The sequence below is a fragment of the Salinicola endophyticus genome (assembly GCF_003206575.1).
GTDB classification, from domain to species: Bacteria; Pseudomonadota; Gammaproteobacteria; order Pseudomonadales; family Halomonadaceae; genus Salinicola; species Salinicola endophyticus.
In genome coordinates, this window is the sequence record NZ_PZJO01000001.1 from 556,659 (window position 1) to 579,807 (window position 23,149).

Genomic DNA, 23,149 nt, shown 5'->3' on the forward strand with positions numbered 1-23,149 from the left:
GCGGCCAGGCAGGAGCAAGCGCACGCCATCCGGCTGGACCGACTTCACCGGTCAAAAAGTGTGCAATTCACGCCCCGTGGCACGCCCCGACTTGTCAAGCCGAATCGGGGCGACTAGAGTTGGGAAGCGTCATTGAAAACAGTGTTCCGTAACCTTATCTAAACAATGAGGCTGCGGTGCCGATAACCGGGATATTGGCGCGACAGCCACCGACTCACCGGCCGCGGCCGCTCGGGTCACCCCCTTTCACTGACAGCGCCCTCGAGGCGACCCATCATGCCCGACCCGCTCTGCTTGCTCTTCGATTGCGACGGCACCCTGGTCGACAGCGAACCGCTGCTGGCCGAGATCATGGCCAAGTACCTCAATCGGGCCGGCCTTCCGTTTCGCCCCCTCGACTACATGAACGATTTTCGCGGCACGCGTTTCGCGAGCATCGTGGCGCATCTCGAACGCGCCTACGGCGAGATCGACCCCACGCTGCGCGAGGAGACGGAGCGCGACATGCGCCGTGAAATGAACGAACGCATGGCCACCGAGCTCGCGCCGATCGAGGGCGCCGCCGGTGCCCTCGATGCGCTAGGCGGGCTGCCGCGCTGTGTCGCCTCCAACGGCCCCGAGCACAAGATTCGCCGTGCGCTGGACAGCACCGGGCTGCGCGGCTTCTTCGGCGATCATATCTACAGCGCCTACAGCGTGGGCAGCTGGAAGCCCGACCCCGGCCTGTTCCTGCACGCCGGCCGCGACATGGGCTTCGCCCCGGCACACTGCGTGGTGATCGACGATGCCCAGGTCGGCGTTCGCGCCGCGCTGGCCGCCGGCATGCGGGTGATACACATCAACCGCTTCCCCGAGCGCGAAGCCACGCCGGCAGGCGCCATCGCCATCGGCCACATGCGTGAGCTGCCCGGCGCCGTCGACCGGTTGCTGCCCATGCTGGCCGCCAGCCACTCCTGACACGGGCAAGGCGCCGGCGGGCGCCGCTCGTCCGCCCCTGGCCGAGCGCGCTATCATGGCGCCTCAGTCATTGCAGCGGAGCCCCTCATGCCCTCCCTACAGGATCAGTTGCGCGGTCTGGTCTACTCCACCGAGCATGGAGAGACCTGCCCCGCGTGCCGCCAACCGCTCGCCGAGTGTCGCTGTCAGGCGCAAGCCGAGGCCGAGCGTCTTGCTGCGCTCGACGGGATCGTGCGCATCCGCCGCGAAACCAGCGGCCGCAAGGGCAAGGGCGTGACCACGATCGAAGGCGTCCCCCTCGCCGAGGAGGAGTTGAAGGCGTTGGCCAAGGCGTTGAAGAAGCGCTGTGGCACCGGCGGCGCGCTCAAGGCGGGCGTGATCGAGATCCAGGGCGACCACCGCGAGGTGCTCAAGCGCGAGCTCGAAACCCGCGGCTATACGGTCAAGCTGGCCGGCGGCTGAGGAATTTATCGCCGCCGCGCCTGTCTCAACGCAAGCCGTTCGTTCGCCCCGTCAGGAGATCGCGTTCCATGCCGTTGCCCGCCCTTTCGCGCCGCGTCCGTCTGGCCGCCGCCCTGCTCGCCGTCGCCGCGCTCGCCGGCTGCGCCGGGGGTCCGCAGTTCGAGACCCTCGCCGCCCGGGTGGTCTCCGAGAACCCGGTCACCCTGCCCGCCGATGCCACCCTGGAAGTGCAGCTCGAAGACGTCACCCAAGGCGACGTAGTGGCCAGCAGCCGTTACGAGCAGCTCGGCCAGCTGCCGCTGCCGGTCACGCTGCAGTACCTGCCCGACGCCATCGCGCGTGACGATATCTACCAGCTCAGTGCCCAGATTCGCAGCCATGGGCGCATCATCTACTTGAGCCAGACACCGGTGGCGGTGTTCGGTCGCCACGACCCGGCGGAACCCGACATTCCCGTGGTGCCCACCGGGGCCGACGCGCTCGCCCCCGCAGCGCCCTGAAAGGCCCGCGTCGCCGGCAGCACAACGGGCCGATCGCCGCCGCGATGACGCGGGTGATACCGCCATCCGCTTGATGCCCGGGCGAAAACCGACCACGCTGATTCGACTGTCATTCCCGCATGGAGACGAGCATGGAAACGCGTAAGCTACCCGGTACCGATATCGAGATGTCCCGCGTGGGGCTGGGCACCTGGGCCATGGGCGGGCGCATGTGGGGCGGCACCGACGACCCCAACGCCATCCGCACCATTCATGCCGCCATCGACAAGGGCATCACCCTGATCGATACCGCCCCGGCCTACGGCTTCGGTCACTCCGAAGAGGTGGTGGGCAAGGCGGTCGCCGAGAGCGGCCAGCGCGAGCGACTGGTACTGGCGACCAAGGCGGGGCTGGAGTGGTACGACGACGACAGCCTGGCCCGTAACGCCACCGCCAAGCGGCTGGAGAAGGAGCTCGACGACTCGCTGCGGCGGCTCCAGACCGACACCATCGACATCTACCAGATCCACTGGCCCGATCCGCTGGTGGAGATCGCCGAAACCGCGGAGGCGATGGCACGCTTTCATCAGGCGGGCAAGATCCGCGCCATCGGGGTCAGTAACTTCTCCCCCGAGCAGTGCGAGACCTTCCGCGAGTTCGCACCGCTGCACACCCTGCAGCCCCCGTACAACCTGTTCGAACGCGATATCGACGATCAGATCCTGCCCTACGCCGAAGACAACGACCTGACCCTGCTTACCTATGGCGCGCTCTGCCGCGGCCTGCTCAGCGGCAAGATGCACAGCGACTCCACCTTCGGTGGCGACGACCTGCGTAACAAGGATCCCAAGTTCCAGTCGCCGCGCTTCGCGCAGTACCTGGCCGCGGTGAAGGACCTGGAAGCCCTGGCCCGCGAGCGTCACGACAAGTCGGTGCTGGCACTGGCGGTGCGCTGGATTCTCGACCGTTCGCCCAATATCGTGGCGCTGTGGGGAGCGCGCAAGCCGGCCCAGGTCGACCCGGTCGGCGACATCAGCGGCTGGCAATTGAGCGATCGCGACCTGGCGGATATCGATGCGCTGCTCGCCGAGCACATCAAGGACCCGGTCGGCCCCGAGTTCATGGCGCCGCCGACGCGCCGCTGAACGCGACCGCGGGCGGCCTCAGGGCCGCCGTCGCGGCGATCAACGCGGGCCCGATCGGCGCCGAGACCTTGAGCGCGTAGAGCTCGTCGGCCCGGGTCCGCCCCAGGTTGAGGCAGGCGATCGGCTTGCCCTGCTGCGCGGCATGGCGGGCGAAGCGGTAGCCCGAATAGACCATCAGCGACGACCCCACCACCAGCATGGCAGGCGCCCGTTCGAGGGCGTCGAAGGCGGCCTGCACCCGCGCCCGGGGTACGTTGTCGCCGAAGAACACCACGTCCGGTTTGAGGATGCCGACGCCACAGCGTTGGCAGTCGGGTAGCACGAAGTCAGTGAAATCGACGCCCTCGAGATCGGCATCACCATCCGGCGCCACTGCCGCCGGCAGGTCGAGCCAGCTCGGATTGCGCCGCGCCAGCTCATCGTGCAGCGCATGGCGCATCAGCGTCGCGCCGCACTGCATGCAGACCACCAGATCGGCCTGACCGTGGAGATCGATCACCCGCTGCGAGCCGGCGCGCTGATGCAGGCCATCGACGTTCTGGGTCACCAGTTGCGAGATACCGCCTCCGGCCTCCAGGGCCGCCAGTGCACGATGCGCCTCCCCCGGTCGCGCCGCGGCGAGCGCGCGGAACCCGACCAGGCTGCGCGCCCAGTAGCGCTGGCGCACCGCCCGACTGGCCATGAACGCCTGATGGCTGACCGGCGGCGGTCGCTTCCACGCCCCGCTGGCGTCCCGATAGTCGGGGATGCCGCTGGCGGTGCTCACCCCCGCGCCGGTGAGCACGAACAGGTCCGAATAGCGGGCGAGAAAGGCGCCCAGCGCCTCAATGCCTTCAGGCGACGCGTCGGGCATGCTTTTATTCCTCGATCGATGGTAGAAAGGGAGACAATCCATTTCTAATGAACTGTGTCCCACGGAGACGCAGCACGGCTGACCGATGCCCAATACGCTTCTGGATCCCCTGGTCGAACAGCGGCTGCGCGGCCTGCGCCTGGCGCGACGCATCTATCCGCCACGCACGCTGGGTCTGGCGGCCGGCGGCCTGTGCATCGGCAGTGCGCTACTGACGCTGGCGACCCCGGGATGGGTCTGGATGATGTGGGTGCTGCAGATCGCCACCTGGTCACACGTCGCCTACTGGCGCGCCAAGCGGCACGCCTCACCCTACCACGCCGAGCGCCAGAACCTCGGCATCGACAGTCTGCTGGGGGGCTTCTGGCTCGCCGCCATGCACTTCAACCTGCTGCCGACGATCATCGTGCTGACCATGATCAGCCTCAACAACATCGCCGTCGGAGGCCCCCGTTTGTTGTTGCGTGGTGTCGGACTGCTGGCACTGGGCGGCCTGCTCGGCATGTGGCTGATCGCGCCCGGCGCACCGCCGATCATCCCCACCACCGGGGTACTGCTGTGCAGTCTACCGATGCTGATCACCTACCCGCTGGCGATCGGCTATATCACCTACCTGCAGGCGCGTCAGCTCAGCCGCCAGAAGCGTAACCTGACCGACCTGAGTCGCACCGACGGTCTGACCGGGCTCTACAATCGACGCTTCTGGGAGGCCCAGATCGCCGCCGAGCTGCTGGCCTCATCGCCTGCCGTGATCGCACTGATCGATATCGACCTGTTCAAGCACATCAATGACGAGCACGGTCATGGCGTCGGGGACGAGACGCTGCGCGAACTGGCGACACTGCTGCGCCAGTCGCTCCCGCCACACTTCCTGCTCGGGCGTTATGGCGGTGAGGAGTTCGGTGTTCTGATGCCGGCGACCAAGCTGGCGCAGGCCGAGGCCGCGCTGCACGCCTTCCAGCAGCGTCTGCACCGACACGCTCCGCCGGCGCCGCTGGCGCGCATGCCAACCTGCAGCATCGGCCTCGCCGCCAAGGCCCCCCACATGATCAGCCACGAAAAGTGGCTACTGCTAGCCGACCAGGCACTCTACGCGGCCAAGGACGCCGGCCGTGACCGCCTCGAGGTGGCGCGCAGTGCGGCATCGCAGAGCCTGCTCGACCTCGGCTAGAATAGCCTTTTCGCCGCCGCCGCAAGGACATCTGCCCATGGCCTGGTTGGAGTACCTGCTACCGCTGATCTTTCTCGCCCCGCTGGGGGCGGCCGCACTGGTGGCGATCACCCTGCGGGATCTGCAGAACGTCGGCCTGCGCTCGCCCCATGACGGCAAGCCGATCCGCGAAATCGCCCAACTGCACCGCGATCGCCTCGAGCGTGCGCGGGTGGCGTTCTTTCTCGATGCCGCGCTGGCACCGACCCTGACCCTGATGCCGCTGGTCTACGGCATGGGGCGCATGCTGTTCGCCGACGAGCAGAGCTGGCTCGAGTGGTCGCTCTACGGCGTCTTCAGCACCCTGCTGGCGATGCTGTTCGGCTTCCTGATCCTGCGCGACGTGCAGCGGGTGCGCCGGCTCACCCGCAGCCTGGCCTCGGAACTGGCCATCGGTCAGGCGCTGGATCATCTGATCCGCCCGGTGGCGAAGCCCTTCTTCGTCTTCCACGACTTCCCCGCCGACAGCTACAGCATTGATAACGTACTGGTCACGCCCCAGGGCGTGTTCGTGATTCAGACCATGGCGCGGGACTTCCCCCTCGATCTGGAGGGCCATCCCAACCAGGTCGTGGCGGTGGAGTCAGAGCGACTGCGCTTCCCCGATGGCAGCCAGCGCAGCATGCTGCGCAAGGTGCGCATGGCCACGGTATGGCTGCGCCAGTGGCTGACCCGTCATACCCAGTTGAACGTGCCGGTGAAGGGCGTGCTGGTGCTGCCTGGCTGGACCATCGACGACGAGACCCAGCACCTGGGCGGCGATCGCGAGGTGCAGGTGATCGACGGCGCCGATCTCGCCGCCCAGTTGGGTATCGACGGCGATGAAAAGATCGACGACGAGCAGCGCCAGCGCCTGGTGGAGTCGCTCGACCGACGCCAACAACAATGTCAACGCAAGGCGGCCGCACGCTGACGGCAGCCCGTTACTCAGGAGATGTCATGCCCGCTGCATCCGCTTTCGATGTTCTCACCTTCGGCGAAGCCATGGCGATGTTCGTGGCCGACGAGGCCGGGCCGCTGGATACGGTCGGCCGCTTCCACCGGCGCACCGCCGGGGCCGACACCAATGTCGCCATCGGCCTGGCCCGGCTGGGCTTCGACGTGCGCTGGCTATCCCGGGTCGGGCGCGACCACAACGGCACTTTCCTGCGCCGGGCACTGGAAGCCGAGGGCCTCGACTGCCGCCATCTGATCGAGGACCCGGCGCACGCCACCGGGCTGCTGTTCAAGGCACGCGCCGAGGGTGGCGCCGACCCCCACGTGGAGTATGTCCGCCGCGGCAGCGCCGCCAGCCATCTGTGCCTCGACGACTGCCGCGAGGTAGCGCTGGAGACCGCTCGCCATCTGCACGCCACCGGCATTCCCCCGGCGCTCTCCGCCACCACCCGCGAGCTCTCGTTCGAGCTGCTCACCCGCGCCCGCGCCGCGGGGCTGTCGATCTCCTTCGATCCCAACCTGCGCCCCAGCCTGTGGTCCAGTGAGGCGGAGATGAAGCAGACGCTCAACGCGCTGGCGGCCAAGGCCGACATCGTGATGCCCGGGCTCGCCGAGGGACGGCTGCTCACCGGGCGTGACAGCGCCCATGACATCGCCGGGGTCTATCTCGACAGCGGTGCCCAGGCGGTGGTGATCAAGCTCGGCCCCGAGGGCAGCTACTTCCGCACTCGCGAGCATGAAGGCAGCGTCGCCGGCACCCCGGTGACCCAGGTCGTGGATACCGTAGGGGCGGGTGACGGTTTCGCCGTGGGCATCGTCAGCGCCCGTCTGGATGGGCTCGACTGGCCCGCCGCCCTGCACCGCGCCAATCTGATCGGCGCGCGTCAGGTGCAGGTGATCGGCGACATGGAGGGGCTACCCCGGCGCGATGAACTCGCCACCATGGAACGCAGCGGCGAGGCGATGCCCGGCTGACACGCTCGAGATGGGTCAATCAGGCGCTCAAGCCCGCGCGCCAGCCCGAAGCGCTGCCAGTACCGCGGGCTTGAGCGCGCCGAGGGCTTCGCCGGAGACCCCGCTCAGCACGATCAGCCGCGTCTGGCGCCCCTCGTGGTAGCCCAGCCATAGCGGCAACCAGAGCCGCTGCAGCGTGGCGGGCTGCACGCGCAGCGGCCACAGCCGCGGTTTGGCCAGCCGCTCCCACAGCCACCAGCGCGCAAATGCCTCGGGCGAAGGGCAGGCATCATCCACGGCGTCGCCCCCCAGCATGAGTGCCGAGCGGGCCTGGGCCTCGCCGTCCAGGGTGTCGTGCGCCAGGGCACCGGGCCACAGCAGCGCTCGCGACAGGCCGCGGCGCCCCAGCAGCCAGGCATCCGGCGTCTGCGCCTGCCGCGCGGTCAGCGCCACCGCCCACAGCGCCAGCCAGGCCGGCTCGAAGCGTGCGGCTGCGTAGCGCCGCAGCCGCTGGCTCGCCGCCGTGCTATCGATCCGCCGGCGCAGACAGCGCTCATCCATGGGCATGGGCCCAGAGCTGAAGCCCGCCCAGCGCCAGCAGCGAGATCACGAACCAGGCCAGCAGGCCGAGACAGCGGGTACGTGTCACGCGGGCATCGCGCCCCAGCGGCGTGGCCGCGGCACTGCGCCGACGCAAAAGCGCCTGCATGTCCGGGGCGGTCTCCTCCAGGGTCACGTCGGCGAGCTGCTCACGCCCGGGTGCCGGTGCGCTGAGGCTGACGCCATAGCCGACCGCCAGCGACACGCCGAGCCCCACCGCATTCTGATAGAGCCAGGAGATACCCAGATGCGAGGCGGCCCACACCGCCGCCATCCCCATGAGCATGCCCGCCACCGCGCCGCGGCCATTGCTGCGCCGGCTCAGCACTGCCAGCAGGAAGACCCCGAGCAGGGCGCCGTAGAACCATGAGCCGATTCGATTGACCGCCTCGATCACCGGGCCGAGATTGCCGGCGAAGAAGGCGAACAGCGTGGCGTAGAGTCCCCAGAACACGGTGGCCCAGCGCGACGCCTTGAGATAGTGGCGTTCGTCGGCGTCGGGCCTGACGAAGCGGGCATAGAAGTCACGTACGCTCACCGCCGAGAGCGAGTTGAGCGCCGAATCCAGGCTCGACATGGCGGCGGCGAAGACCCCAGCGATCACCAGCCCTGTGATACCGACCGGAAACGCCTCGACCACATAGCGCGGGAACAGCTCGTTGAGATTCTCCGGCGGGGTCAGCCCATGCTGCTGGTAGTAGGCGGCGAGCATCACCCCGATGAACAGGAACAGCAGCATCTGCGGCACCAGCAGATAGCCGCCGATCAGCAGCGAACGCTGCCCCTCGGCGATGCTCGGACTGGTCAGCACGCGCTGGATCTGACTCTGATCGGTGCCGAAGTAGGCCACGTGCATGACCACGCCACCGATCAGCCCCGCCCATAGCGAATAGGTCACGGTAGGATCGAGCGACAGGTCGATGGTATCGAACATGCCGTGGGCGGCGCCGAAGGCGAAGACGTCGCTCCAGCCGCCGGGCAGGCTCGAGACCATCAGCAGCATGCTCAGAATGGCACCGAGCCAGAGCACGAACATCTGGATCACGTCGGTCCAGATCACTGCGCTGATGCCGCCCAGCACGGTGTAGCCGACCGCGATCACCGCCATCAGTACGATGGTCAGATCGACGCTCCAGCCGGTCACCACGGAGAGCACCAGCGCCGGCGCGTAGAGCACCACGCCGGTGGCCAGACCGCGGGCGATCAGGAACAGCAGCGCTGCCAGTGATCGGGTCAGCGGCCCGAAGCGCCGCTCGAGCAGCTCGTAGATGCTGTAGATACCGGCGCGATGGAAGATCGGCACCAGCACCACGATCAGCACCGCCATCGCCAGCGGTACGTTGATGAAGGTCACCAGACGCTGCAGACCACCCTCGAAACCCCAACCCGGTGCGCCGATGAAGGTGATCGCACTCGCCTGGGTCGCCATCACCGAGAGACCGATGGCCCAGCCGGGTATCTTGCGCCCACCGAGAAAGTAGTCCTGCGTCGTCGCCTGAGACTTGCCGAAGCGAGCCCCGACCCAGGCGATGCCCAGTACGTAGACGACCAGCACGATGCTGTCCCAGACAGTGAAAGCCCCCATGAGCCAATCCTCGCGTTGTTTTTATACGTCGATGTTGTCCGTCGAGTGGTGAAGTGTTTTTGCAGCGCCTTGTATTGATGACTTCAGCCTAGCATGTCGTCAGGAAGTGATCGCGACGCCGCGTCTCGATAGCCTCGCAGGTGACAGGAAAGCCCCGAACGGCGCGGCCTGGGACAACGCGTTGTGGAGCATGCGGTACTGCTTATCGGGGCCACCAACAAACTCTCTCGCCCCTCTTGCCAAGCGCAAAAAAGCCGCGGATGATGCGCTCCCCTGACCTGCTGGCGCGCCTGTCCTCGACGAGGTTTCCGATGCGTTTGATCACTTTCGATGTCTCCCGCACCCTCGGCATGCCGAACGTTCGCTATATCAAGCCCGAACGCATGTTCGATCACCTGGATGAGATCACGGCCGCCGACTGGCTACTGTTTCCCAGCTACTGGCAGGTGAACGTGCTGCTGCATGCCCTGCACAAGCGCATCTTCCCCTCGCCCGCGACCTACTATCTGGGACACGACAAGGTGGAGCAGACCCGCGCCATGCGCGCAGCCTTTCCGCAGCATATTCCGCCCACCGCGATCCAGGCCAACACCGCCCACGGCATCGACGCCGTGGAGGCGGAAATCGGCTATCCGATGATTCTCAAGGAGATTCGCAGCGCCCGCGGCAATGGCGTGCACCTGGCCGAGCGACGCAGCGAGCTCGAGCGCTTCGCCGCGGAGAATCCGGTGCTCTACGCCCAGCCCAGGCTACCGATCGATCGCGATCTGCGTATCGTGCTGGTGGGGGATCGCATTCTCGCCAGCTACTGGCGAGTGACGCCGCTGGGCGGCTATCGCGCCAACGTCGCCCAGGGCGGCCGGATCGACCACGAGGAGATCCCCGAGGCGGCGGTAGCGCTGGTGAAACGGGTCGCCGCGACCTTCCAGATCGACCATGGCGGCTTCGACGTCGCCATGCTCGGCGAGACGCCTGTGCTGTTCGAGTTCAACCGCCTGTTCGGCACCCAGGGCATCGCCGACGCCGGCCGCGTGACCGCAGAGGCGATGCTGGATTGGCTGGGTCGCCGCGAACTCGGCCTGACCGACAAGGTGCCCGATGCGGCAGACCTGCCGACGGCCTGGGAACCGCCGACGGAGACGACCTGCGACACGCGCCCCTGAACCGTTCAGGGGCCCGCCCCTCAGGGCGGCTCAGGGATTTCGGGTATGGGGCAAACGACGCTTTTTCGATGAAGGTCTACGGAGGGCCCCGGGAGACGTCGAACTCAAAACGCCAGGCGATCGAACCAGTCGACGATAAAGTCTGTCAGCACCCTAAAACGGTTCGGCACATAGTGCATGTGGGGACGCACGATCGAGATCGACGTATCGCAGGTCGCGTCGCGGTAAGCCTCGAGTACCGGCAGTAGCACGTTATCTTCGATATCCTGCTTCACCAGAAACAGGGGCAGCCAGGCAATACCGTGCCCTTGCCGGCAAGCCGCATGCAGAGTTTCCAGCGAATTGCAGGAGAAACCGGCGCCAAGCTGAACCCTTTGGCCGCTTGCCGAGGCCAGCCCCCACTGATTGAAACTGCCGGCCAGGTTCAGACGAAGGCAGGCGTGGTTGTGCATGTCTTCGGGGCGTTGCGGGGTACCCCGTGCGGCGAGATAAACCGGGCTAGCACAGGCCATCCGCCGGTTGGTTGCCAGCTTGCGAGCGACAAGACGCGAGTCTTGCAAGCTGGCGCTGCGGATCGCGAGGTCCACCCCCTCCTGGACGATATCCACGACGGCATCCGTCAGTGTCAGATCGACCTGCACCTCTGGGTAGCGCTGCATGAACGCGAAAAGGGCCGGCACGACATGCATACGGCCGAGCGCATTCGATGCCGTCACGCGGATCCGCCCGCGAACCGTGCCTGCGCCTTCGGCCACTTCCGTTTCCACCGCCGTCAGGCGAGCGAGTATGTCGCGCGTTTCGGCGGCATACAGCTCGCCGGCATTCGTCAATCGAAGGTGACGCGTCGAACGGATGAGAAGCTGTACGCCGAGCCTGTCTTCTAGCGCCGCTATGCGCTTGCTGACGGCTGAATGCGTCAGGCCGAGATTGGCCGCAGCCCCAGAAAAACTCCCGGCGCTCAAGATAGCGTGAAATATGGCCATATCGGCTTCATAGCGCATATGTTCCAAATTAGAACAGGCAATGTGCCGACTCAAGGGGTTATCGGAAGAAATCAGGACTCATAGGATCAAATGGTGCCTGCCAATGGCGCTCGGGGCGTCGGTATCCCTCTCGCGGGCCAATCGCGCATCAGCAAACAAGGAATGGCTCTATGTCCGCTCGTCTCCTGCAAACCCAGATACCCTCTGACGCCAATCTATTCGGCATTTTCCGGGCCTTCGGCTTTATCTTGACCGGTGTTCTCGCGTTTGGCCTCGCAACCGGGGGGCTCTTCCCGCTCATCGGACTCAAACTGCAGGATCAGGGCGCCAGTGATCTTATCATCGGGTTGATCACGTCCGTTTTCTTTGCCGGGACCTTTGCCGGTTCCCTGTTGACCGAGCGGATCATTGCTCGCATACGCCACATTCGGACCTTTTCATTCCTGGCGGCGACGGCAGGCATCAGCACTATGGCACTGGCCCTGTCGGACGACCCCAAGGTGTGGATACTCATGCGTTTCATCACCGGGTTTTGTCTGGGCGGTTACTATGTAGTCATTGAGAGCTGGATCAACTACGCCTCGACGAACCAGACCCGCGCGCGTGGCATGTCGATCTACGAAGCGGTACGCATGCTGGGTATCGCGATCAGCCCGTTCGTCCTGGGACTGGGCCTCAATGGTCAACCTTACCTCTTGGCTGGATTGCTATTTACGCTAGCGATCATCCCGTTGGTGTTCTGTCCCCTGGAAGAACCCGTGCAAAACGAACCCGGGACGCTGCCCTTTGGGCGCCTGCTCTCGCTCGTACCGCTTGGCATGCTGGCCGCGTTCGTCTCTGGCTCAGTCAATGCGGCGTTCTACGGCATGGCCGGGGTGTATGGGGACAGAGCAGGCCTCGACACCTCGGAGATCGCGATCTTTATTGGTTCCATGCTGATCGCCCCCACTTTCGCCCACCCCATCATGGGGGCGGCAGCGGATCGTTTTGGGCGGTTGCCCGTGCTCTTCGTCGCATCGGCAAGCTCGGCGTTGGCGGCGGTCCTGATCGCCACGATGGCGTCAGGATTCTGGGATCTGGTGATATTCAGCTTTCTGCTGGGCGGGTTCAGCCATCCGGTCTATTCGCTAGGAGTCGCTTATGTGAACGATAGACTCGATCCCGGCGATTTCGTGCGAGCCGGTGGCGCACTGCTCATCGCCTTCTGCCTGGGCACCACCTTTGGCCCGACGGCTGCGGCGGCAACCATGGCCCTGACGGGCGACTCGGGCCTGTATCTCTTTATCGCGGGCATTCTCACCCTCGTTGCCTTAAGCGTCGCGATGAGTGCGGGAGCCAGCCGCCCTGTCAAACAGTAATCGTGTTTCCAACCCTGAAAAAACCCCGACCAGTTGGCCGGGGTCGGTATGGCGAGATGCGTAAACTCAGCTCGGCGGCTGCTCCGGGCTGTCAGGCATGTTGATGCTGCCCGGCTCCTCGCGGTTGAGATGCAGGAACTGCAGATGGCGCTCGTACTGGTCGAGGATATCGTCGATCACCTGCTCACGGGTGTAGCCGGCCAGGTCGTAACCCTGGCTACCTTCGAGCAGATAGACCTCGAGCCGGTAGTAGCGGCTGCTGCTGCGCGGCGTGCGCATGGCGAACGAGGGGGTGGCGAACGGATGCGTCCAGATCTGATAGGTGAAGTTCTGCTCGCTGCCAAGGTCGACGTAGAGCGACAGATAGTCGTCGTCGTTCTGCGTGCCCTCGCTGATCTGCACCTTCACGCCCTGGCCTTCGAGCTCGTCGCGTACTGCCTCCATCGCCGGACGTCCGGTCTGCTCGAGGAACTGACACGCCTCGTCGCGGGTGGGGAAGGACATCGCCCGCTTGAGCCGCTTGCGCCAGTCGTAGCCTGCACCGCGGCCACCGGTGGACATGCGCCCGGAGAGCGACCCCGAGAGGCTGAGCCGGTGGCTATCCTCCTTGAACGCCTCTACCTTCAGCGCCCGGTAGAGCCCGGCCATCATGAAGAAGAGCACGACCGAGAACGGCAACCCGGTAATCACCACCGCACTCTGCAGCGTGCTCAGTCCCCCGGCGAGCAGCAGCGACAGGGTCAGTACACCGATCACCGCCGACCACAGGATACGCATCCAGATCGGGGCATCGCTGTTGACGTCCTTGAGGATCGAGGTGAAGTTCGACAGCACCAGGGCGCCCGAGTCCCCCGAGGTGACGAAGAACACGATCGCCAGCACGCTCACCGCGATGGTGGTGAACACCGGCCACGGGTAAGCCTGCAGGAACAGGTAGATGCCCGCCGGCGGGTTGTTCATCACCTGCTGGCCGAAGTCGTGAGCGCCGTTCATCGCCATGTCCAGCGCGCTGTTACCCAGAATCGACATCCAGATCATCATGAAGGCGATCGGCAGGCTCAGGGTGCCGGCGACGAAGGTGCGGATGGTACGCCCACGCGAGATACGCGCCAGGAACAGCCCCACGAACGGACCCCAGGCGATCCACCAGGCCCAGAAGAAGATCGTCCAGGCGTTGAGCCACTCGGTCGGGCGGTCGAAGGCGTAGGTATTGAACGACAGCGAGACGAAGTCGGAGAGATAGTCGCCGACGTTCATCACCAGCGCATTGAGCAGGAAGATGGTCTTGCCGGCGAAGAGGACGAACAGCAGCAGCGCGACCGCCAGCAGAATGTTGAACTCCGACAGCCGCCGGATGCCCTTCTCTACCCCGGTGATCGCGGAGATGGTGGCGAACAGCACGATCATCAGCACCAGAACGGTCTGGGTCCAGACGCTCTCAGTGATGCCGAACATGAAGTCCAGGCCGTAGTTGAGCTGGATCACGCCGATCCCCAGGCTGGCGGCGATCCCGAACACCGTGCCCAGTACCGCGGCGATATCCACAGCATGGCCGATCGGGCCATAGATCTTCTTGCCGAAGATCGGATAGAGCGCGCTCGAGATGGTCAGCGGCAGGTTGTGGCGGTAGCTGAAGAACGCCAGCGACATCCCCACCAGGGTATAGATGCCCCAGCCCGAGATGCCCCAGTGCAGAAAGGTCAGCTCCATGGCGTGGCGCGCTGCCATCACCTGGTCGCTGGGCACCTGCGGCGACTGGTAGAACTGGGTCAGCGGCTCGGCCAGGGCGAAGAAGATCACCCCGATACCGATGCCGGCGGAGAACAGCATCGCCGACCACGAGAAGATGTTGAAGTCAGGCCTGGCATGCTCGGGCCCGAGGCGGATCTTGCCGAAGCGCGAGACGCCCAGGAAGATCACGAAAGCGAGATAGATGACGACGGTCAGGAAGTAGTACCAACCGAAGGTGTTGGAGATCCATCCCAGCAGCGCATTGATGATCTCATTGGCCTGCTGGGTGGCGACCATCGCCCAGATCGAGAAGGCGACGATGCCGATCACCGAGCCGTAGAACACGACAGGATTGAGTCGGTCCCTGGCTGGTGCGTTATTGTCGTTTTGTGTGTGCATACGGTGTCCATCCGGTGTCGAAATGACGTCCGACCCATCGCGCCCAGCGTGTTTCATGGGCGACGACGAGCCATCGAACGCAGCACGCTGCTCCCGCTGTCCCTCGCGGGCCGCTGCGATCTTGCCTTGAGTTAAGTCGACTCGGGGCATACCGGCCAGGGCGACTTTCAACGCCCGCCGTCTCCGCGGTCAACGCAACCCGGCGCTACACGGCGAGCCGCCGTGTGAGGCGCCCAGAGACAACGGCCACCACCCTTTGGCAAAGGTGGCGGCCGTGTCGGTTCAAGCCGGAGGCTGCTCGGGGCTGTCGGGCATGGTCACGCTGCCCGGCGCCTCGCGGCTCATGTGCAGGAAGTGGAGATGGCGCTCGTACTGGTCGAGGATATCCTCGATCACCTGCTCCTGGGTATAGCCCATCAGGTCGTAACCCTGACTCCCCTCCAGCAGGTAGACCTCCAGGCGGTAGTAGCGGGCTTGGCCCTGCGGCGCGCGCCGCGCGAACGACGGCGTGGCGAACTGGCGCGTCCAGACCTGGTAGGTGAAGTTCTGCTCGTCCCCCAGGGAGACATTCAGCGCCAGGTGCGGGTCTTCACCCTTGACCTCCTGCAGCTCGACGCCGACGCCCTGCTGGCGCAGCCCCTCGCTGACCGCTTCCATCGCCGGATGTACGGTCTCGTCGAGGAAGCGGCGCGCCTGCTTGGCCCCGGGGAAGCTCATCGCCCGCCCCAGACGCTGGTGCAAGCTACGCGGATTGCGCCCGCCCGCCTGGGTGCGCCCGGAGAGATGCCCGGAGAGGCTGGCGCGCAGACTGTCCTCCTTGTAGCCCTCGACGCGCAGCGCCTTGAGCAGACCGGCCATCATGAAGAACAGCACGATCGAGAACGGCAGCCCGGTGATCACCACCGCGCTCTGCAGCGCCGAGAGCCCGCCGGCCATCAGCAGTGCCAGGGTCAGCACGCCGATCACCGCCGCCCACAGGATACGCATCCAGATCGGTGCGTCGCTGTTGACGTCCTTGAGCCGCGAGGTGAAATTCGACAGCACCAGCGCGCCCGAGTCCCCCGAGGTGACGAAGAACACGATCGCCAGAATGGTGGTGACGATGGTGGTCAGCCCGGTCCATGGCAGCGACTCGAGGAACAGATAGATCGACGAGGCCGGTGTGTTCATCGCCGTATCGCCGAAAGCGCTGGCGCCATTCATCACCATGTCGATGGCGCTGTTACCCATGATCGACATCCACGCCATCATGAACGCCAGCGGCAGGATCAGCGTACCGGCGACGAACTCACGGATGGTGCGCCCGCGCGAGATACGCGCCAGGAACAGCCCCACGAACGGGCCCCAGGCGATCCACCAGGCCCAGAAGAACAGTGTCCACGCATTGAGCCAGTCGGTCGGCGGCGCGAAGGCGTAGGTGTTCATCGATAGATCGATGAAATGGGAGAAGTAGTCGCCGACGTTGAGCACCAGCGCATTGAGCAGAAACAGCGTCTTGCCGCTGAACAGCACGAACAGCAGCAGTGCCAGCGCCAGCAGCATGTTGAACTCGGAGAGCCGCCGGATGCCCTTCTCCACCCCGGTCGCCGCCGAGACCGTAGCGAAGAATACGATCATGACCACCAGCGCGGCCTGCACCAGCGTATTCTCCGGCACGTTGAACATGTAGTTGAGGCCGAAGTTGAGCTGGATCACGCCGATCCCCAGGCTGGTGGCGATCCCGAACACCGTGCCCAGCACCGCGGCGATATCCACGCTATGCCCGATGGGGCCGTCGATGCGCTTGCCGAAGATCGGATAGAGCGCACTGCGGATGGTCAGCGGCAGATTGTGGCGATAGCTGAAGAACGCCAGCGACATGCCCACCAGCGTGTAGATCCCCCAACCGGAGAGTCCCCAGTGCAGGAAGGTGATCTCCATGGCGTGGCGCGCCGCCTGCACTGTGCCCACCTCGCCGTCGGGTGGTGCCAGGAATTGGGTCACCGGCTCGGCAATGCAGAAGAACAGCAGATCGATACCGATACCGGCGGAGAACAGCATGGCGGCCCAGGAGACCATGTTGAAGTCGGGCTTGGCGTGCTCCGGCCCTAGCTTGATCTTGCCGAAGCGCGATACCCCGATCACGATCACGAAGACCAGATAGATCACCACGGCCAGAAAGTAGTACCAACCGAAGCTCTCGGAGATCCACCCCAGGATGGCGTTGATCACCCCCCCGGCCGATTCGGTGAAGAGCATGGTCCAGAGCGCGAACAGTACGATCCCGATGGCCGAGCCGTAGAACACTACCGGATTGAGGCGGTCGCGGCTGGCGTCGTCGGTGTGTTGTGGATGCATGAGCGATCCTCGTCGTTGTAGGAGTACAGCGGCAGTCGAGCGTATCCACGACCTATGTCAGACAGTCGTTGGCGAGGCACAGGAGCGCGCGGCGTGGATCGACGATGACTGCCAGGTAGACGTCACATGTTTTTATTGATTGACCGTTCAATTAAAATACGGCGTTATGCTGCGACTTTCAACCGCACCCCCGCTGCACTGCCTGCCGCCCGAGCACACCGGCTCCCATCACGCTGGACACCAACCATGGCGGGGCCTGAGGTCAAAAAAAGGCGCCTCCCCGCTCGGGGAGGCGCCTTGGATCACCGCTGTGGCGCGAGCGTTCAGAGACCGATCAGCGCATCCAGCCAGCCGCTGGGGTAGTGCAGGTTGAGCAACGCCTGCATCCCGAGCAGGAAGGCGGCGATACCGGCAGCGATCGCCAGCGCCATCGACCAGCGCGCCTTGGCCACACCGCGCAGGAACGCAAAGGCCATCAGCGTCGCGGCACTGACGAAGCCGAGCAGCGACGCCGCCACCACCAGGCCCAGGAGCCCTGCCAACCACAGTAGCGGCTCGCCCAGCGGCTGCGCCTCCCAGCGTGCGCCGCGGCGCCACGCTTCCAGGGCGCTCAGCGCCGCCCCCGCGGCCATGATCGTGATCGCCAGGCGCGGGAAGATACCGCCGAGGAAGGAGAGCCCGCTGATGTCGTACCAGGACGCCGCGGCCAGCAGCAGAAGCCCCACCACCAGCAGCGTGTCGACGCGCCCGAAGGTAGGCACCGCAGGCGGTTGCTGGGGCGAACTGACGTCGGCGCCCACCGCCAGCGGTTGGCGCCGACGCAGGAGCCGCTTGAACAGCGGCAGCAGCAGCGCCAGTGCGATCATGCCCAGGATGATCAGCACGCCGGGACGCAGGAACGCCGACATGCCCTGGAACTGCACGCTCTGATAGAAGTAGGTCTCTGCCCCCGGTGCCAGCACGAAACCGATCAGGAACGCCGGTCGCGACCAGCCGGCACGCTTGAACAGCACCCCGACAGCGCCCACCGCCAGCAGCGTGTACCAGTCGCCCAGCGAGCGCGTGGCCTGATAGGCGGCGAACAGGATCAGCGTGGTGATGACCGGCGCCAGCAGCACGAACGGAATTCGCGTCAGTTGCGCCACCGGACGTGCCAGCACCAGGCACAGCGCCGCTCCCAGGATATTGGCCAGCGCCAGCGACCAGATGATGGTGTAGGTCAGGTCGAGATGGGTGGAGATCATGCTCACACCCGGCTCCAGGCCGAGCAGCAGCAGGCCACCGAGGAAGATCGCCGCGGTCCCCGACCCCGGCACGCCGAACAGCAGCGTGGGCACCATCGCCCCGCAGGCACAGGCGTTGTTGGCCGACTCCGGCGCGATCACGCCGCGGATATCGCCCTGGCCGAAGTGCTTCTCGCCCTTCGCCGTTCGTGAGGCGAAAGCGTAGGTCAGCCAGTCGACCACCGAGCCCGCCAGCCCCGGGATGGTACCGATGATGCTACCCATACCGGCGCACTTGGCCACCAGCCCGCGGTTGTCGACCACGTCGCGGATCCCCTGGCGCCAGCCATGCCCCAGCGACGTGCGCTCGCGGGCAATGCTGCCGCGCTGGATCAGCAGGTCGATGATCTCCGGCAGGGCGAAGATCGCCAGGCCCACCACGATCAGCGGCACACCGTCGTAGAGATAGCCCACATCCAGATTGAGTCGGAACTCACCCGTCGCCGGCGCGGTGCCGATCGCTCCGAGCAGCAGCCCCAGACCACACGCCGCCATGCCCTTGAACTGGCTCTCGCCGGAGAGCACCGCGACCATCGCCAGGCCCAGCAGCGTGAGCACGAACAGCTCCGCCGACGAGAACGCCAGCACCAGCGGCCGGGCGACCAGAATGAAGCCGGTCAGCACCACCGCCCCGATCACGCCACCGCACAGCGATGAGAGAAAGGCACTGGCCAGGGCCCGTGCCGCCTGCCCTTTCTTGGCCAGCGGAAATCCATCCATCACCGTGGCCTGGGAGGCGCTCGAACCGGGTATCCCCAGCAGCACCGAGGTAAAGGTATCGCCGGTGGGGATCACCGCCACCATGCCCATCAGCATACCCAGTGCCAGGCCCGGCGACATGCCGTAGAGAAACGGCAGCAGCAGTGCCATACCGGCGATACCGCCCAGGCCGGGGATGATCCCGACCAGCAGCCCCACCAGCACGCCGAACCCCATGTAGAGCAGATGGGCGCCGCTGAACACCTCGCCCAGGCTCGTCATCAACGCATCGATCATCGTTCTGTCTCCTTGGCCGGCGTCGGCGCCGGCCCTTGATCAGCGCGTGGCAACGCGTACGCCGTAGCGCGACTTGAGCCAGTCGATCACCCACTGGCGGCGCGCGTCGCTGAGCTGCATGGCGGATTCCAGCTGCTTGGCCGCGACCTCGCCCACCACCGGCGTGTAGGGGCCGACCTGGTTGCGTGCTGCGGTCAGAAAGTCCTCGCGCTTGGGCAGTGTCGCCGCGGCCTGGCGATAGGCTTTGATCAGCGCCGGCGGGGTGTCCTTGGGCACCAGCAGCAGCTTCTGCAGGGCATAGCCGGAGGCGAAGAACTTGTGGAACACCTGATAGGCGGTGTCATCGCGGCTATGGCCGGGCTGCGCCAGGTAGAGTTCGGAGAAGGTGGGCAGATCGGGGAAAGCGGGATCACGCTCGATGACGTTGTCGGCGTTCATCACCCCGAGCGAGAACAGCGGCACCGCCTTGCCCGCCTCGACCAGCGGGGCGACATTGCTGAAGTAGGCCGAAGTGGTCTGGAAGTCGACCCCCGCCTCGCCGCGCTCGAACGCCAGCCGGCCCTCGCCACGGCTGCGCATGCCGAAGACCGGCTCCACTTTCAGTCCCAGCAGGTCGAAGGCCAGCAGTACCGGCATCTCCAGTCCGGTGGGGGTCTGCATGGCAAACTTGGTCGGCGACTCGCGCAGCGCGGCGAGAATCGTATCCGTATCCTTGCCGTAGCCCGGCTGGGCGTAGACCACGCCGCCGGTGGGGGCAGCGATGATCGGCGTCCACTTGGCGTAGTCGTAACGTACCCGCGGGTCGTCGAGCATGGCCGGGAACTGGGTCGAAGCCGAGGTCACCAGCATCTGCGAGCCGTCGTCGTCGGCACGGGCGTAGAACAGGTTGGTCCCGGTGATGGAGCCGCCGCCGGGCACGTTGTCGATCACGATGGTGGGATGCGAAGGCAGCGCCTCACCCATCCAGTGCGACATGAAACGGGCCCAGACGTCGGTACCGCCACCGACCCCGAAGGGAACGGTCCACTCGAGCGTATCGGGCACCGTCGCGGACTCCGCGGCCTGCGCCCCCAGCGGCAGCAGCGCCGCGGCCAGCGCGAGGACGCAGCGGCGGCCGACGCGAGGGAAAAAAGTCTGTGTGCGCTTGGCGTGCATGGCACTTCTCCTGGTTACTGTTGTTGCTGTTATGGCTGTTATGTCGTCATACCGTCGGCTAGGTTTTGATCTGAAAAGCGAAGACCCGACCAGGCGAAAATTGGCGAAAGAGCGATGTTTACGGGGTGCCAATGAGCTTGTGACTCGCTCCGCTCGCCCTTCGGACGTTCTGAACGTTGTTCAGTGAGCCGATTGTTAACGCCCTATGGTCAAGCGCGGTCCTTTTCAGGCATGGCCTGGCGCCATGTTCAGCCGACCGCCTCATCGGCCTCGCTGGATACCCTCTCAGGCACGTAGACGCTGCCGCTGAAGAGCCGCCGCGCGGTGCGGATCAGCGAACAGCTCGGCCACGCCTGCCCCGTCGGCCAGCGCGAGATCACCCCGAGCCGGCCACTGGGGTGCTCGAACTCGAGCAAGCCGTCCGCGTCCGGCGCGCCGGCGATCTCCCCGACCAGGCCACGGCCATCGGCGCAGGCCACCGCCAGCCCAACCGCGCCGGTGATCGCCAGCGCCCGATGGCAGCGCTGTGGCATGAAATAGCGCACGCACAGGGTGCCGCCGGCCGTTGGTGCACTGATCAATACCGGTTTGGGAATCACGCGCTCGCGCACGTCACCCAGGCCCATGGCAGCGCCGGCCTTGAGACGAATCGACTCCAGCCGCGCCAGCAGCTCGTGGTCGCCATCCAGCGCCTGGGGCGTTTCGTCGCCGCGCTTGCCGAGATCGGCGGCGCGTATCAGCACCATCGGCATGGCGGCATCGATACAGCTCACCTCGAACCCGTCGATCGTCTCCACCGGCTTACCCGTGGGGTAGAGCTTGCCGGTCTTGGCCCCCACCACGTTGCGGAACTCCAGCAGCACCGGCGCGGCACTGCCGGGCACGCCGTCGATCCGGGTATCGCCGACGTAGGTCACCTGCCCACCCGGCGTGCAGATCTCGGCATCGATCAAGCTGCCGGTATTGAGATTGCGGATGGTCAGCCGGGTGACGTCCCCCGTCGCGGCGACCAGGCCATGCTCGATGGCGAAGGGCCCCACGGCGCTGAGCATGTTGCCGCAGTTGGGAGAGGTATCCACCCGGCGCTGCTCGACCATCACCTGAACGAAGAGATAGTCGACGTCGACCCCAGGCTCGGCGGAGGGAGTGACGATGGCGACCTTGCTGGTCTGCGGATAACCGCCACCGATGCCGTCGACTTCGAGTTCGTTGCCCGACCCCATCAGGGTCAGCAGTAGCTCATCGCGTTGCGCGGGATCGCTGGGCAGATCGCGTCCCAGAAAGACCGGCCCCTTGGAGGTGCCGCCGCGCATCAGGACGCAGGGTATGGCTCGCATGACGTGTTTCCTTTCCCGTGACGGCCGTCGTGGCCGACAAGTGACGGGGAAGCTCGCATGCTTGAAATCGCCATTCCAATGCCATTATCGTGGACATTAATGCATATTGCGCATCAATTAAAAAAATCTATATAACCGTTTGATAAATAATGGAAAAACACTGGTGCTGGGCGCTGAAAGCGATCCTGGTGACAGCGAGGCATTCGACTAATGAACTATGAGATTCAGCAGATCCAGGCCTTCCTCAAGGTCGCCGAGCTGGAGAGCTTCCAGGCCGCCGCCGAGGCGCTCAACCTGTCGCAGCCGGCGCTGAGCCGACGCATCCAGAAGCTCGAGGCGATACTCGGCACCCCGCTGCTGGCGCGTACCACGCGCAAGGTGAGCCTGACCACCGTGGGCCGCGACTTCTTCCCCCAGGCCAAGCGTCTGCTCGATGAGTTCGACCACGCCCTGTTCAACATTCGCGCCCTGGCGGAGAACCGCATCGGCCAGATCACCCTCGCCTGCATTCCCACCGCGGCGTTCTACTTCCTGCCCGCGGTGATCCGCGAGTACAACGCCCGCTACCCCAACATCCGCATTCGCCTGCTCGATCTCAGCGCCAATGACGGTCTCGGTGCCGTGCTCAGCGGCGAGGCCGAGTTCGGCATCAACATGCTCAGCGGGCACCACCCGGACATTCGCTTCACGCCACTGGTGGTCGAGCCGTTCGTGCTGGTGTGCCGCCACGACCACCCGCTCGCCGCCCAAGCACAGGTGACCTGGAGCGAGCTGAGCGAGCACAAGCTGATCGGCGTGGGCCGGATGAGCGGCAACCGGATGCTGCTCGACCATGAGCTGTCGTCGCTGACCCAGCGCCCGACCTGGTTCTACGAGGTCCAGCATCTGTCGACCTCGCTGGGGATGGTGGAAGCGGGCCTCGGCGTGGCCGCGGTGCCGCGGCTCTCGATGCCGGACGACGAGCACCCGCTGCTGGTGCAGCGCCCGCTGGTCGAACCACTGGTCAAACGCACGCTGGGGATGGTGCGCCGCCGCGACAGCGCGCTGTCACCGGCCGCGGAGCGCTTCGTCGAGACGCTGCTGCGGCACTGGGATCGCGGTGAGGGGGGCGAGAACGGCGGGCCGATACATCTCTAGGCTTTCGGTGAGGCAACAGCATTATCGCGGCGACAAGTTTCATGTCATTCATTGGGCACAAATGCGCCTTTTCGGCGGATATCTCACGC

General features: G+C 65.6%; 19 protein-coding genes. 10 read left to right on the plus strand and 9 right to left on the minus strand.

The genetic code is table 11. From position 1 onward, the window contains the following. Positions 1-276: 276 nt before the first annotated feature. The 4 genes from DOM66_RS02480 (at position 277) to DOM66_RS02495 (ending at position 3,043) form a co-directional block, all read left to right on the plus strand. Positions 277-957 (plus strand): HAD family hydrolase, encoded by a 681-nt coding sequence (locus DOM66_RS02480; RefSeq protein WP_110689137.1) that lies wholly within the window; start codon positions 277-279, stop codon positions 955-957. Between the two features lie 87 nt (positions 958-1,044). After that, positions 1,045-1,419: a translation initiation factor Sui1 gene (locus DOM66_RS02485; RefSeq protein WP_110675855.1), complete on the plus strand. Its 375-nt coding sequence runs from the start codon at positions 1,045-1,047 to the stop codon at positions 1,417-1,419. Between the two features lie 68 nt (positions 1,420-1,487). Beyond that, positions 1,488-1,919, plus strand: a complete 432-nt coding sequence (locus DOM66_RS02490) for a YbaY family lipoprotein (RefSeq protein WP_110675857.1) — start codon at positions 1,488-1,490, stop codon at positions 1,917-1,919. A 131-nt stretch (positions 1,920-2,050) separates the two neighbouring features. Then, entirely contained in the window at positions 2,051-3,043 is a 993-nt protein-coding gene (locus tag DOM66_RS02495) for an aldo/keto reductase (protein WP_110689138.1), read from the plus strand. Here the strand turns inward: DOM66_RS02495 and DOM66_RS02500 are convergent. Then, a complete protein-coding gene (locus DOM66_RS02500) occupies positions 3,018-3,896 on the minus strand; it encodes an NAD-dependent protein deacetylase (RefSeq protein WP_110689139.1) in 879 nt (292 codons plus the stop codon). The two genes, DOM66_RS02495 and DOM66_RS02500, sit on opposite strands and share 26 nt — an antisense overlap. 85 nt (positions 3,897-3,981) lie before the next feature. On the opposite strand from DOM66_RS02500, the gene DOM66_RS02505 reads away from it, so the two are divergent. Genes DOM66_RS02505 through DOM66_RS02515 form a run of 3 tightly spaced genes read left to right on the plus strand, consistent with a single transcriptional unit; the run spans position 3,982 to position 7,017 of the window. After that, a complete protein-coding gene (locus DOM66_RS02505) occupies positions 3,982-5,067 on the plus strand; it encodes a diguanylate cyclase (protein WP_110689140.1) in 1,086 nt (361 codons plus the stop codon). Positions 5,068-5,104: 37 nt separating this feature from the next. Then, positions 5,105-6,019: a nuclease-related domain-containing protein gene (locus DOM66_RS02510; protein ID WP_110675866.1), complete on the plus strand. Its 915-nt coding sequence runs from the start codon at positions 5,105-5,107 to the stop codon at positions 6,017-6,019. A 26-nt stretch (positions 6,020-6,045) separates the two neighbouring features. After that, positions 6,046-7,017: a sugar kinase gene (locus tag DOM66_RS02515; protein WP_110689141.1), complete on the plus strand. Its 972-nt coding sequence runs from the start codon at positions 6,046-6,048 to the stop codon at positions 7,015-7,017. A gap of 27 nt (positions 7,018-7,044) precedes the next feature. On the opposite strand, the gene DOM66_RS02520 is transcribed toward DOM66_RS02515, so the two are convergent. Both DOM66_RS02520 and DOM66_RS02525 read right to left on the minus strand, forming a co-directional pair. After that, positions 7,045-7,557, minus strand: coding sequence for a hypothetical protein (locus DOM66_RS02520; protein ID WP_110689142.1), 513 nt, complete (start codon positions 7,555-7,557; stop codon positions 7,045-7,047). Further along, on the minus strand, positions 7,550-9,181 hold the full coding sequence (locus tag DOM66_RS02525; protein WP_110689143.1) for a sodium:solute symporter: 1,632 nt from the start codon (positions 9,179-9,181) through the stop codon (positions 7,550-7,552). The genes DOM66_RS02520 and DOM66_RS02525 overlap by 8 nt, the downstream gene beginning before the upstream one ends. A gap of 311 nt (positions 9,182-9,492) precedes the next feature. Between DOM66_RS02525 and DOM66_RS02530 the strand changes: the two genes are divergently transcribed. Continuing rightward, complete coding sequence (locus DOM66_RS02530) at positions 9,493-10,344, plus strand: ATP-grasp domain-containing protein (protein WP_110675873.1); 852 nt, start codon at positions 9,493-9,495, stop codon at positions 10,342-10,344. A 104-nt stretch (positions 10,345-10,448) separates the two neighbouring features. Here the strand turns inward: DOM66_RS02530 and DOM66_RS02535 are convergent, their stop codons facing one another. Then, positions 10,449-11,345: a LysR family transcriptional regulator gene (locus tag DOM66_RS02535; RefSeq protein ID WP_110689144.1), complete on the minus strand. Its 897-nt coding sequence runs from the start codon at positions 11,343-11,345 to the stop codon at positions 10,449-10,451. 152 nt (positions 11,346-11,497) lie between these two features. On the opposite strand from DOM66_RS02535, the gene DOM66_RS02540 reads away from it, so the two are divergent. Next, complete coding sequence (locus DOM66_RS02540; protein ID WP_110689145.1) at positions 11,498-12,685, plus strand: MFS transporter; 1,188 nt, start codon at positions 11,498-11,500, stop codon at positions 12,683-12,685. A 66-nt stretch (positions 12,686-12,751) separates the two neighbouring features. On the opposite strand, the gene betT is transcribed toward DOM66_RS02540, so the two are convergent. The 5 genes from betT to DOM66_RS02565 all read right to left on the minus strand — a co-directional run bounded on the left by betT (position 12,752) and on the right by DOM66_RS02565 (position 21,923). Further along, a complete protein-coding gene (gene betT / locus DOM66_RS02545; protein ID WP_110689146.1) occupies positions 12,752-14,815 on the minus strand; it encodes a choline BCCT transporter BetT in 2,064 nt (687 codons plus the stop codon). 282 nt (positions 14,816-15,097) lie between these two features. Next, positions 15,098-17,152: a choline transporter gene (locus DOM66_RS02550; RefSeq protein WP_110689147.1), complete on the minus strand. Its 2,055-nt coding sequence runs from the start codon at positions 17,150-17,152 to the stop codon at positions 15,098-15,100. A gap of 323 nt (positions 17,153-17,475) precedes the next feature. After that, a complete protein-coding gene (locus DOM66_RS02555) occupies positions 17,476-19,431 on the minus strand; it encodes a tripartite tricarboxylate transporter permease (RefSeq protein WP_110689148.1) in 1,956 nt (651 codons plus the stop codon). 39 nt (positions 19,432-19,470) lie between these two features. Continuing rightward, entirely contained in the window at positions 19,471-20,586 is a 1,116-nt protein-coding gene (locus tag DOM66_RS02560; protein WP_110675885.1) for a type 2 periplasmic-binding domain-containing protein, read from the minus strand. Between the two features lie 248 nt (positions 20,587-20,834). Continuing rightward, positions 20,835-21,923 (minus strand): 4-oxalomesaconate tautomerase, encoded by a 1,089-nt coding sequence (locus DOM66_RS02565; protein WP_110689149.1) that lies wholly within the window; start codon positions 21,921-21,923, stop codon positions 20,835-20,837. A 210-nt stretch (positions 21,924-22,133) separates the two neighbouring features. On the opposite strand from DOM66_RS02565, the gene DOM66_RS02570 reads away from it, so the two are divergent. Then, positions 22,134-23,060: a LysR family transcriptional regulator gene (locus DOM66_RS02570; RefSeq protein ID WP_110675889.1), complete on the plus strand. Its 927-nt coding sequence runs from the start codon at positions 22,134-22,136 to the stop codon at positions 23,058-23,060. Positions 23,061-23,149: the final 89 nt, after the last annotated feature.